This window comes from Microcystis sp. T1-4 (genome assembly GCF_000297435.1).
Taxonomy (GTDB): Bacteria; Cyanobacteriota; Cyanobacteriia; order Cyanobacteriales; family Microcystaceae; genus Microcystis.
Genome location: NZ_CAIP01000290.1, coordinates 17,074 through 29,182 on the forward strand (window position 1 = coordinate 17,074; position 12,109 = coordinate 29,182).

The 12,109-nt window shown below is 40.2% G+C and carries 12 protein-coding genes; 7 read left to right on the top strand and 5 right to left on the bottom strand.

All coding sequences use genetic code 11. The features are described 5' to 3' along the window. Positions 1 to 13: 13 nt before the first annotated feature. Positions 14 to 979 (top strand): permease, encoded by a 966-nt coding sequence (locus tag MICAI_RS16250; protein WP_008204485.1) that lies wholly within the window; start codon positions 14 to 16, stop codon positions 977 to 979. 192 nt (positions 980 to 1,171) lie between these two features. Here MICAI_RS16250 and MICAI_RS16255 read toward each other — a convergent pair whose 3' ends face one another. The 4 genes from MICAI_RS16255 to MICAI_RS16270 form a co-directional block, all read right to left on the bottom strand. Next, positions 1,172 to 1,426 carry a type II toxin-antitoxin system RelE family toxin gene (locus MICAI_RS16255; RefSeq protein WP_002746390.1) on the bottom strand — a complete coding sequence of 85 codons (255 nt, stop codon included), beginning with the start codon at positions 1,424 to 1,426 and terminating at the stop codon, positions 1,172 to 1,174. Further along, positions 1,423 to 1,632 (bottom strand): hypothetical protein, encoded by a 210-nt coding sequence (locus tag MICAI_RS16260; protein WP_002798302.1) that lies wholly within the window; start codon positions 1,630 to 1,632, stop codon positions 1,423 to 1,425. The genes MICAI_RS16255 and MICAI_RS16260 overlap by 4 nt, the downstream gene beginning before the upstream one ends. A gap of 266 nt (positions 1,633 to 1,898) precedes the next feature. Continuing rightward, positions 1,899 to 4,535, bottom strand: a complete 2,637-nt coding sequence (locus MICAI_RS16265) for a tetratricopeptide repeat protein (protein ID WP_008204492.1) — start codon at positions 4,533 to 4,535, stop codon at positions 1,899 to 1,901. After that, a complete protein-coding gene (locus MICAI_RS16270) occupies positions 4,504 to 5,925 on the bottom strand; it encodes a hypothetical protein (protein ID WP_008204495.1) in 1,422 nt (473 codons plus the stop codon). The genes MICAI_RS16265 and MICAI_RS16270 overlap by 32 nt, the downstream gene beginning before the upstream one ends. A gap of 259 nt (positions 5,926 to 6,184) precedes the next feature. Here MICAI_RS16270 and MICAI_RS16275 point away from each other — a divergent pair, with 259 nt between their 5' ends. From MICAI_RS16275 to MICAI_RS16295, 5 genes are all read left to right on the top strand, one after another. Next, on the top strand, positions 6,185 to 7,147 hold the full coding sequence (locus MICAI_RS16275; protein ID WP_002777584.1) for an orange carotenoid-binding protein: 963 nt from the start codon (positions 6,185 to 6,187) through the stop codon (positions 7,145 to 7,147). A 166-nt stretch (positions 7,148 to 7,313) separates the two neighbouring features. Beyond that, positions 7,314 to 7,703, top strand: a complete 390-nt coding sequence (locus MICAI_RS16280; protein ID WP_008204498.1) for a hypothetical protein — start codon at positions 7,314 to 7,316, stop codon at positions 7,701 to 7,703. A gap of 167 nt (positions 7,704 to 7,870) precedes the next feature. Continuing rightward, positions 7,871 to 8,386, top strand: coding sequence for an alpha/beta hydrolase (locus MICAI_RS16285; protein WP_008204500.1), 516 nt, complete (start codon positions 7,871 to 7,873; stop codon positions 8,384 to 8,386). A 73-nt stretch (positions 8,387 to 8,459) separates the two neighbouring features. Continuing rightward, positions 8,460 to 9,374 carry a DNA adenine methylase gene (locus MICAI_RS16290; protein ID WP_008204502.1) on the top strand — a complete coding sequence of 305 codons (915 nt, stop codon included), beginning with the start codon at positions 8,460 to 8,462 and terminating at the stop codon, positions 9,372 to 9,374. A gap of 226 nt (positions 9,375 to 9,600) precedes the next feature. Further along, positions 9,601 to 10,284, top strand: coding sequence for a DALR anticodon-binding domain-containing protein (locus MICAI_RS16295; RefSeq protein WP_008204504.1), 684 nt, complete (start codon positions 9,601 to 9,603; stop codon positions 10,282 to 10,284). A 129-nt stretch (positions 10,285 to 10,413) separates the two neighbouring features. On the opposite strand, the gene MICAI_RS16300 is transcribed toward MICAI_RS16295, so the two are convergent. Then, the gene (locus tag MICAI_RS16300; RefSeq protein ID WP_008204506.1) at positions 10,414 to 11,244 is read right to left on the bottom strand and encodes a hypothetical protein; all 831 of its coding nucleotides are present in this window, start codon (positions 11,242 to 11,244) and stop codon (positions 10,414 to 10,416) included. Positions 11,245 to 11,607: 363 nt separating this feature from the next. Here MICAI_RS16300 and MICAI_RS16305 point away from each other — a divergent pair, with 363 nt between their 5' ends. After that, positions 11,608 to 12,102 (top strand): hypothetical protein, encoded by a 495-nt coding sequence (locus MICAI_RS16305; RefSeq protein ID WP_008204507.1) that lies wholly within the window; start codon positions 11,608 to 11,610, stop codon positions 12,100 to 12,102. Positions 12,103 to 12,109: the final 7 nt, after the last annotated feature.

The following is a 12,109-nucleotide window of genomic DNA, read 5'->3' on the forward strand; positions in this document are numbered from 1 at the left end:
TTGAACCCTATTCATGAATCAAATTTCTATCGCTGTTACTTTTTTTCTTAGTTTAGTCTTGACCTCGCTTCCCTTTTTACTTTTGGGGGCAGCCGTTTCCAGTTTTTTGCTTGTTTTCGTCAATAAACAGCGATTAGCGGCGATATTTCCCCGTAATCGACTGTTAGGAGCGATCGTTGGCAGTACAATCGGATTAATCTTACCCGTCGGACAATACGGCACGATTCCCGTCGCTAGAAGATTTTTATTAGAGGGAGTACCCCCAGGGGTGGTGTTTAGCTTTCTCACCGCTGCACCTGCCCTAAATATCGTCACTCTTTGGCTAACTTGGCAGACTTTCACCTATTCTAGTATTTTCTTCTATCGATCGCTTTCGGTCTGGTTAATGGCAATTGTTATCGGAACTCTCTTTAGTTTCTATCGGGAAAAACCCCGCACCGATAGTGAAATTCCCCTAGAATCGAGTTTAGTTCTTTCTGGTAGTTTTTTACCGGAGGAAGCAGCCAGTCAACCCCTGCAAAGAGTCGGCAGTCTTGTTTATGAGTATAAAACTAGAGATAGGCAAGCTTGGCCAATTTCTGTGCAGTTATTTCTCGATAACTTTATCGATGAAGCACTGGAATTAGGGGGATTATTAATTATTGGCTGTGCCATCGCTAGTATCTTTCAGTTATTATTACCTCAGAGTCAATTAATTGCCTGGGGGGATACTCCCGTTACTCAAATTCTCGTGCAGTTGTTCTTTGGTTTCACCCTCGCTGTTAATACCAGTCTTAGCACTTTTGTCCCCGGTTCTTTAATTACTAATCTGTCCGTGGGTTCCACTCTAGCTTTTTTACTGGTCGCTTCCCTTATTGATATTAAAGCTTTTATCCTCCTCCTATCAGCTTTCCGTCCTAAAATCGTCCTTTATTTCGGAACTTTATGCCTGTTAATGAGTTTTTTAGTGGCTCTGATCCTCAGTTTTTATCTAGGTTGAATTCCTTCCGGGTCAAAAAAATTTTCTCTTGACAAAAGCCCCTTGACATGATACTATATTCATAATGGAAAATCCGTGCGCCTGCGAACCCTATTTTCCCAAGCATTTAAACTCTAACTCATCTTAATTCTGCTTGCCGGAGTTGCGACAACATAGTTTTATAGTTCTCACTCCACCCACCTACTGAGAGGTTCAATAAGCATCTTTTCGATGAATACTACTCAATATGATAATAAGCATTTCTTGATCTTGAATTTTGTAAATGATGCGATAATCTCCTATTCTAATTCGGTAGGTTTCATCATATCCTTTGAGTTTCTTGACTCCGCTAGGACGAGGTGTATCGGTAAGTAGTCTAATGGCAGTAATTAAGCGTTCGCGTTGTTGTTTGGGTAAGTTGTTTAGTTGTTTTTGAACTGGTTTCGGAATAATAACTCTGTAGTTCACGCTTGAGTTGTCTCATATTCTTCGAGGGTTAGATAGTCTCCTGCTTGATAAGCTGATTCAGAAGCGATTATGTTAGCTTGCTCTTCTTCTGTAATTTCTATTGCAGTATGTCGTTCTTTGATAAAGAGCAAAAAGTCAAGTAATTCAGTCAAAAGGGTGTCAGGTGTCTGCTCGATTTCTTTAATTAGTTGTTCTTTGAGTGTCATAGCTTTATCAGTCATCAGTTATCAGTTATCAGTTATCAGTTATCAGTTATCAGTGATTAATTCAATCATAGTCGATGATTGGTGGTGCGTTACGACGGATTGTTAGCTTGAAGTTAAAACAGAAATTTTTGCCGTCTAACGTACCCTACATTATCTGGATGTTGTCAAATTTTCTCTTGACAAAAGCCCCTTGACATGATATTATATTCATAGTGGAAAATCCGTGCGCCTGCGAACCCCATTTTCCTAAGCATTTAAACTCTAACTCATCTTAATTCTGCTTGCTGGAGTTGCGAAAACATAGTTTTATAGTTCTCCATAATTGTTTGGGTATGGGGATGATTTTCCCCTAATACTTGGGTAGCAATATTAATCGCTTCTCGATAGAGAGGTTCCGCTTCTGTGTACCTGCCTTGGGAATTGTACAATCCTGCTAAATTGTTGAGGGAAGTTGCCACATCGGGATGATTGTCTCCTAAGAGTCGTTTAAACAATTCTAATGCTTCTAGATAGAGAGGTTCTGCTTCTGTGTACCTGCCTTGGGATTCGTACAATCCTGCTAAATTGTTGAGGGAAGTTGCCACATCGGGATGATTGTCTCCTAAGAGTCGTTTATACAAATCTAATGCTTCTAGATAGAGAGGTTCTGCTTCTTCGTACCTGCCTTGGGAATAGTACAATAGTGCTAAATTGTTGAGGGAATTTGCCACATCGGGATGATTGTCTCCTAAGAGTCGTTTTCTCAAATCTAATGCTTCTAGATAGAGAGGTTCTGCTTCTGTGTACCTGCCTTGGGAATCGTACAATGCTGCTAAATTGTTGAGGGAAGTTGCCACATCGGGATGATTGTCTCCTAAGAGTCGTTTATGCAAATCTAATGCTTCTAGATAGAGAGGTTCTGCTTCTTCGTACCTGCCTTGGGAATAGTACAATAGTGCTAAATTGTTGAGGGATTGTGCCACATGGGGATGATTGTCTCCTAAGAGTCGTTTTCTCAAATCTAATGCTTCTAGATAGAGAGGTTCCGCTTCTGTGTACCTGCCTTGGCAATCGTACAATCCTGCTAAGTTGTTGAGGGAAGTTGCCACATCGGGATGATTGTCTCCTAAGCGGGTTCGAGTTGCGGTTAAACAATCTTGATAGTAGGGTTCAGCAATAGCATACAATCCTTGTCCTTTATAATAACGAGCTAAACCCGTATAGGACCAAGCTAAATCCTCATCAGCGATATATTCTGGATATTCCCTGACAGCTTGTTCAATATGGGGAATTAAGGGAGTCAGATTTTGAATAATATCTAGAGTAGGAGTTTGGGGGACTGTTCTCGATGTATCTGTCATCACCGTACAATAACGACTTTTTGCGGTATTGGCTATCTCGGAACCTTCTAATTTTTCCCGTAGATAAAGACGGATGAGGGGATGCAGTTGATACCATTCATTGCCTAAAGATTTCAGCAAATTAAGCTTAACCAAGCTATCGGTTAACCATTTTTCTATCTCGTCTTTAGCTTCATCAGAAAATAAACTGATGATTAAGTGCTTGGGAAAAGGTGCCGAAGCAAATAAACTGAGATAAAGAGCTAATTTTTGTTCTTCTTTTTCTAACAGTTGCCAACTGCGATCCAGAATTGTTTTAATACTGCGGACTTCCTCCTTATCAGAGTTGAGATATTTTAAGCCTTTTTTGGAGAATTTTTCCTTGATATTTGCTAAAGTTTCAGTGGTTTCTTGTCTCAGAAAACTGCCTAGTAATTGTAATCCTAGAGGCAAATATCCTAAACACTGACAAAGTTGCTTGGCTGCCTCTAACTCCGCGGTTAGACGTTCTTTTCCTAAGTAGGTTTGCAGTAAATCTAAAGCTTGCGCTTCTGTGAGAACATCTAAGTTTATCGTTGATAGCGATACCCCTAAGTAACTAAAGCGAGTGGTAATTAAAACCCGAAAACGAGATTCTTTTCCCGGTGGTAGATAAGATTTAATTTGGTCGTAGTCACGCACATCATCAAAAATAATTAAAGCATTTCCCTCGGGCCAATTTTGCCAACAGTAACGCACTCGTTCACTTAAGGTTCCCTGATTGGGGATGTTTAAACCCAGGTATTCTCTGGCAAAAAATAAAATAGCCAAACCGGGGTCACTGTTAAGGACATTTATCCAACAAATACCCGCAGGATAATCCCCTTTATGTTGCCAAGCATACTGTAAAGCTAATTCAGTTTTTCCCGAACCTCCCATCCCACTTAAAACAATTGGGGAAGATTGCTGAAAAGCTTGATGAATCCGGGATAATTCCTGTTCTCTACCAACAAAGTTAACTGCTGTTCCTGGTAAATTATAGGGATCATGAACGGTATTTTTATCGGTAAATAGCTGATTATAGTTGGTAGCTTGGGTTGAATTTTCTGTTAAAAATAATCGCAGGAAAAACCAAGAATTTAAATCTGGCATATACCGAATAACTTTGTTAGTAAAATCATGATTCATCCACCAAATTTGTCGGAGATTAAAGCGAGCTAAATTTTCTCGATTGAAATTAATTAATTGCAAGGCATCTACTAGGGAAACATCAGAACTAAAAGCGGTTTCAAAACCAGTAATTGATACTACTCCCGACTCCAATTCTGCCAATTGTGTTAACAAGAAGTTCAAGACAAAAGAGGGTTTTTCCCATATTGGTAAGACAATTTTATGAAAAATAATGCCTTGTTCTTGCAGTTTATTCTCTAATTCTCTAACTACTTGCTGACGGGAAAACTCATCATAAAATTCCACCCTAGCTAAACCTCTAGATGGTCTTCGTCCCCACAATAGCAAACGAGCTGCCGTATGGGAAATAGTACCCGGTTCTAACTCCGATTGATTAGTTTGATTAACTTGATGTACCACCGGGGACACCTCCATCGGGAGCAGTAGGAATACGACCTTGAGCATTTAAAATATCAACCACAAGGGGATGGACCATAAAGCATCTTTCCCCGTCTCCATCTACTTCTTGAATCGCTCGATCATTTAATAAAGCGTATAATACTTCATTGGGAATTTGTGCTTCTGGATTAGCATCATAAATTCGTTTTAACAATGCTACCTTATCCCCATAACTAACATGATCGTTATCATGAGGATTTGTTCCTAAACGTGATCTATATTCTGTTCTTAACTTGTTAATTGCCTTGCTAATATGACTAGACATGATCAGATTTTGTTGATTGACAATTGCTTCATCAGAAGCTTCTCTAACTAAATAAAATAAATCTCTGATATTGCCACCAGAGGCAATAATAACCCGCTCTATTTGTCCATCTTCAAATAAATTAGATTTAACTCTTGCTTCTAAAACTTTTCTCACTGCTTCCCGTCCTTTTTGGTTAGGAGTATGATCTTTTTGGCAAAAAACTGGAGTATCGGGAATCAGGAGATTATGGTCAAAAGTGAGGTTAATCCCAGGAGATGAATTATACAATCCAATCGGAATATTAAAAATAATGTGAATGTCTAAATCTTTGAAAATGTTAGAATAGTTTAAAAATAAATCCCTGACCGCTTCTTGTGAAACACCAGCTTTATCGAAGTCTTCTCCAATAATTAGCCAGCTTTTCTGCATAGTTTCCTGTAAGTTCTGATCACACTCTTTCAGGAGTTGATTAGCAATATTAATTAAATCTCTGGAACGGGAAAGACGGTATTCAACAACTTTTTTCTCTCGCGAGGAAGCAAACCGGAATTCTCCCTTGAGAGAGGCAAAAAGTCCGAGAATTTTATTCCAGAAAGAATCTTCCTTTACTCCCGCTCCTGCTTCCGTTTTGATTTGACTTTCTCCGGTTTCCTTGCGGGTAAATTCTTCAGAACTAAACCAATCCCAAAGCTTTTGTAAATTTTCATCACTGGGTTGTCGAGAAATTTTAGCGGTTTTCTCAACAATTTCCACCACCATAAAGAGAAACACATCAAGGGGACTGAAATTAATCGCATCGAGTTCACTTAAAACACTAAATCGCAGGGGTTTAAAATGCTGTTTAATCTCATGATCATTAATTAAACGAGTTAATTCTGTCGATTTGCCTACCCCCGTGTGTCCCATTAAACAGGCTTTGTAATATTGTTGCGTATCTATGACCCGTTTTAACCCTAATTTTAGACGCTGAATTTTATCTTCCCCTCTCACTTTATTCATTTCTTCTCGATAAAAAGCATCTATTTCCTTCTGAGTTAATAGGGGTTCAGGAGATATAGTTAAATGGATTTCATCAAGAGTAGTCGCAGGTTCAAAGCGAGTCAGAGAGGCGTGTTGCATAGAGACAGGAAAAATCATTCTCTGGAGATACTTTTTATTATATAGCATCGCCAAACTAAAGGCGATCGCTCGTTGCTGCCGCAAAACCAGATAATTGATAGAACAGTTGTTCAACCATTAAGATTTTGTGATAATACTGGGTAAGTGTGATCTAAAGTACAGCTTTTTTTGGGAAAGTTTCCCCAGGGGTGCTGCCTTTGGGCGCAAATATGATAGAATGCTGGTAAATTGATACAAAACTTTACTTCAAGGTGAATCTATGCCGTTTACGATCGAATCAGCGCGGAGCATTTTCCCCAACACGCTATCAGCGGATGTGGTTCCCGCCACGATTGCGCGTTTCAATCAGCTGAATACCGAAGATCAACTAGCCTTGATTTGGTTTGCCTATCTAGAAATGGGCAAAACCATCACCGTTGCCGCCCCCGGCGCTGCTAGTATGGTCTTTGCCGAAAAAACCATGAATGAAATTCGGCAGATGTCACCCCTGCAACAGTCGCAGGTGATGTGCGACTTAGCCAACCATGCTGACACCCCGATTTGTCGTACCTACGGCACTTGGTCTGCTAATATCAAGCTGGGATTCTGGTATCAATTAGGACAATGGATGGAAGATGGCAGTGTTGCGCCAATTCCCAAGGGTTATGAACTATCTGCTAATGCTAGTGCCGTTTTAGACGGGATTAAAAAATTAGAGTCGGGACAACAAATCACCGTTCTGCGGAATTGTGTGGTCGATATGGGCTACGATCCCAAGAAACTGGGCGATTATAACCGTATTTCCGAACCCGTGGTTCCTCCCCAAAATATTGCCGAACGGACCAAAGTTAGCATTGAAGGCGTTACCAATGCCACCGTCCTCAACTATATGGACAACCTCAACGCTAACGACTTTGATGTATTAATTGAATTATTCACCCCTGACGGCGCTCTGCAACCACCTTTCCAACGTCCCGTCGTCGGTAAAGAGGCAGTATATCGCTTTTTCCGGGAAGAATGCCAAAATTTGAAATTAATCCCCGAACGCGGTGTAGTAGAACCCGCCGATGACGGTTTTACTCAGATTAAAGTGACGGGAAAAGTACAAACTCCTTGGTTTGGTGCAGGTGTGGGTATGAATATGGCATGGCGCTTCCTCCTAACTCCTGATAATAAAATTTTCTTCGTAGCGATCGATTTATTAGCTTCTCCGAAAGAATTATTAAACTTTGCCCGTGGCTAAATAGCTACTGAGAGAAATCATTAAAAATTCTGATGAAACTTATTAGAGTTCCTTGTCAAGTGAACTCTTTTTTTTATACAATTAAAAGGCTGACTTAAAAAAATTGGTAAATACACCGGTTTCTTCTCCGATCTAGGTAAGAATAACTAAACAATTATTCTTACAGATGTGGGCGAAAAGAGTCGAGGTAGTTCAAAAATCCAAAATTATCATCCCTAAAACTAAAATCATGCCTATGAGTGAAATAATTTGGTCAGATACGGAACAAGAAATTGCTCAAACTGCTTTCCAAAAAGCCTATCAGCGAGAAACTAGCACTTTAATAGAACATATTAAAGAACAGTCTGGTCAGATCACGGTTTTAGATGATATCTGGCAAATGCACGATTATCTAAGCGCCCGACGACATCAGATTGATGGTAAATATGACTATCGCTATACTTCCCTAATTTTTGTCTTTGCTCAACTATTAAAGGAAGGATGGTTAAAGCTAGAGGATCTCAACGGTTTGGAAAAAGATAAACTAGCGAAAATCGCCGCCCTGTCGCGAATGTAAATTAATGATTAGCATTAAGCCATCAGCTTTTTGCTTCTAGTTGGGTGACTAAAAAATTCATCTCTAGATAATCCACACCGTCTTAAGTTTTTCCTAAGCGGCAACCAATTCCGTTAGAATGAGTCAATCATCCCGATCGCTTATCGCTTGTTTTGCACCTTTGGTTTATGTTCAAAAATCTTTTACTTCCCCTAGGAATATCTATCTTTCTCGGTGTTTGTCAGTCTTTGTCAGCCGCCGAATCAGCTATCATAAAATACCACATCTTCCAAGGGTCCGTATCGGTATCAGAATTAAAGCAATTGAGCGAAACAGGCGAATTAGCTCCCGCTTTAGCCTCACAATTAAAGATGGCTAACCAAAAACCCGAAGAATTCCGCAAAATCCTTAATCGTCGCGTAGCGGTGGATGCCATCTTTCTTTCCAAATTTCTTAATAGTTTTTTTGGCGAAAGTTTGCTAGATTACGCCGCCGAAATTGTCCACACCCCCAATCGAGCCGCTAGTCGGCAAGCTTTACGCGGTTCCTTAGTCACTTCTGCCCTCAACGACAATGAGATTCAAGTCATCGAAGTCCTCGACAATTATCCCACCAGCGAGGTTCATGTGGATGGCAATCGTCTGCTGGATTTAATCAACCAAATTGAATCAGTATTGAAAACAATGCCCCGTTTACCTTTCTGATACCAAATCCGCCTTTCAGGTTTTCTTGAATTGCGCTGTAAATTGAATAAATTAGGATAATCTAGCAATAATAATGACCACTTCTTTGTCTCAAAGGAAAACAGTTAGCGGCAAACCTTTTTTAAAGTGGGCGGGAGGCAAAACTCAACTGGTTCCTAATATTCTATCTTTGATTAATTCCCAGATTTCTCAAGATTGTCAGTTTAACTACATTGAACCTTTTGTCGGAGGTGGGGCAGTTTTATTCTCAGTTTTAAATAATTTTTCTTCTGTCCAAAAAGTTATTATTAATGACATCAATCCTGATTTAATCATGGCTTATAATGTTATTAAAAATAATGTCAAAGAATTAATATTCAAGCTTAAACAAATCCAGCAGGATTTTTATGAACTTAAAAATCTAGAGGAACAACAAAAGTTTTTTTTAGATAAAAGAATAGAATTTAATTCTCGTGGCTGTGATGAAGATATAGAAAAAACAGTTTTGTTATTATTTCTCAATAAAACTTGTTTTAATGGACTTTATAGAGTCAATAGCAAAGGACTTTTTAATGTCCCTTTTGGAAAATATGTCAAACCGTTGATCTGCAATGAAGAAAACTTATTAGCTGTCAACCATCATTTACAGAAAGTGACGATCCTACAAGGAGATTTTGTCCAAACCCTGAATTATGCCAATAACAAGACTTTATTTTATTTTGATCCTCCCTATAAACCGATTAAAAAAACATCAGCTTTTACCTCTTATACTAAAGAAGATTTTAACGATGAGGAGCAAATAAGATTAAAACAATTTATCGATCGAGTCGATCGGGCAGGTTATAAATTTATTTTAAGTAATTCCGACCTTAAAAACTTTGACTCTGACAATAATTTTTTTGATGATTTATATAAAGATTATAATATTCAAAGGGTAAAAGCCCGACGAAATATTAATTCCCAGGGCAATAATAGGGGAGAAATCCAGGAATTACTGATCAATAATTGACAAAAATTAAGCCTAACAGAAAAGACGACATGAATCGCCCATGCAAAAGTGAAGTGCAACCCCCCAGATTGACAGAGGTAAGCCCCTAGAGATAGTCTGGAGTTTCTGATAAGAGAAAGACTATCCGATTGCCTATATCCATCTTAAGCCAAAAATTTGCTTTGACCACAGTGCTTATCTCGCCAATGGCAATTAATTTGGCACGACTACGTTTACCCTTCTGAGTATGAATTTTATCTGCAATCACCCCTCGATCGAGCATTGTTTAAAACAACAATTAATTAATATTTTTCCAGAAAATAACCATAAATTAACTTTCTATCGTTGCTCAAAAACTGATATTATCCTCTATCGTTCACCTCTGTTTTATTATTTTACGTCCGCTCAATTTCAAACCATATTTAACCATTTAATCGTCCTTTTTCCGCAAATTCAGCTTAGGGAAGGATGGCTAGAATTATTATTAGATCAGCAATTTTTGTCCTTTTGGTTACTGAAATTAAACGATTTAATCGATAAATTTTTCTCGGATGAGCTTCCTCTCCATCCCAGAGGAGAATTTTTCTTTTTATTTCAATACACCCACGCTCGCTATTCTAGTTTGTTACAACTGCTCAATCGGGAAAAAATTAGATTAACCGAGCCAGAACTATTATCCTGGCATCATCCCGCCGAAATAGCCTTAATCCTGCAAATTTTAACCGTTTGCGATTGTTGGGAAGGCCAGAAACTCTATCCCCTAACCGCGAATTTTTGCGAAGCGATGCTCAATTTTGAGCGTAACTGTCGCATTATCGGAGAATCGGCCCCAATTCAGCGATCGAGATTAATCCTGATTAGCGTCAGTCAAAAACTACTTAACCGTCTTCTCCATCAAAAATGGCAACTGCTGCCGATGACGGAACTATAAAAATATCAACTTTTATGAATTTAGTAGATAAAATCACCAGCTTATGATAGATTTTAATTAGTGTGAGGAGCGAACCAGAATAGAGAGCCGAGACGAAACATGGACAGTCGCCGGCTCTCTTTCTGTTGTTCAGGAATTATTTTTTTCTTGGCGATATTTAATAAAAGTGGGCAAATCAACCCGAAAAGAGGCATATTTCGGGGAAGGAGAGATGATAGGTGCGGGCCAATCCCTGTCTTTCTTCTTTAAGGATTCTACTGGCTCAATTGTCTCTAATTCCGCTACAAACTCATCGATGGGAGCCACTTCATCGCTTTCTTGGCTCTCTGTCTGAGACCAAGGCTCGATCGCGGCTGCCTTGGCGACAATGGCTAAATCTGGGGGAGAATTGCGATCGCTACTGCGCTGGAAATACTGGGCCAAGGCCGATTTATACTGGAGGGTGTAGCGTTGCTGACGTTGGAGACGGGTGCGTAATTCCTGCAATTGCTGGTCATAGTTGCACAGTTTTTGGCTTTTTTCCTGATAACTTTCCTGGATTAAGGCACATTCTCGCTCTAAACGGGCTAATTGTTGGCGCGTGCGGGTCAATTCTGCGGTCAAATTGGCAATAATCATCGGTTGCCGTTGTTCTGCTTGACGATACTGTTCGATTTCTCCTAACGCTCGCTGTAATTGTTGCTTTTCGTATTGCAGTTCCTCGTTTTGCTGCTGGATTAGGGTATCGCAACTTTGCAAGCGACGATGTTGCTCGGCTAACCGCGATCGCAGTTCCCCGATAGCTTGCTCCCGTCGCCAGATCTCCGCTTGTAATTCTTGATTTTGTTGACGTAAATGAGAGGATAGAGCTGCCCAATCTGTCTCATCTGTTGATTGACTCTCATGCTCGACAATTTCAGCAGTGATGACAGTATCCGCATGGGTGAGATGATCGAGGTACAGGTCGGAATTATCGTTCATAAAAGCCAAAGGATGAGGAAACCTAGAAGTTTAGAGACGTTAAAAGCCTTCTATCGTTCCAAAAAAAAATGGGAACCGCGTTGTTAGAGACTGCCGCGCGGTTCCACTGCCGATCCTTAAGAGGAGAACACTATATATAACTATAAGCTTATTAGGAATTTTTGTCAATACTTAATGAGAATTTTTTTCAATAAGTTGGGGGAGAGGGGAATCGACTAATTCCTAAGATAGCTGTAGTGCGGGTATCTAGCCCGGGGCCAGGGAAGAATTAGCCACAGCAAAATTGATACCAGCAGCGGTCGAGCGGGTTAGCGGCTCGATGTGCTTCAATAATCCTATAGTTTTTATTTTCCTTGTCCTACCATGCCACGTCCCCCGAAGAAAACCCCTAGCACCCCTGAACCCCCCGAAGAGCCAATTCAAGCCACTCCTCCCCTACAACCTCTACAAATTATTAAAAAGGGTTCTAGGGCTGCAGTACCACCCAAACCCGCGGAAACCCCTCCAGAAATAATTGAGGAAAAACCGGCCGCAGAAATGGTAAAATCAGTCAGTAGTGAGATAAAATCTCCCCTCCGTCCCCGTTCCGATTCGGCTCCTCTATTCCGAAAACCGATTCCCAAAGCAGAAATTCCCGTCATCGAAAAAGCGACGGGAGCCAGTGGCGAAGTATTTAATCTGACCGATTCTGTACTGATTACCGAACCTTTCGGTACTCGTGTTCCCGCTATTATCGATAGTTTTTATGCCGATGCTCAAGGCGAAATCTGGGCGCGACTCAAACCGGTGGAAGTTAATCCCGATTGTCGCTGGGAACAGGCCTGTATTCGCTCTCAGGGTTTGGTAAAGGCCGAGTAAGACAGTT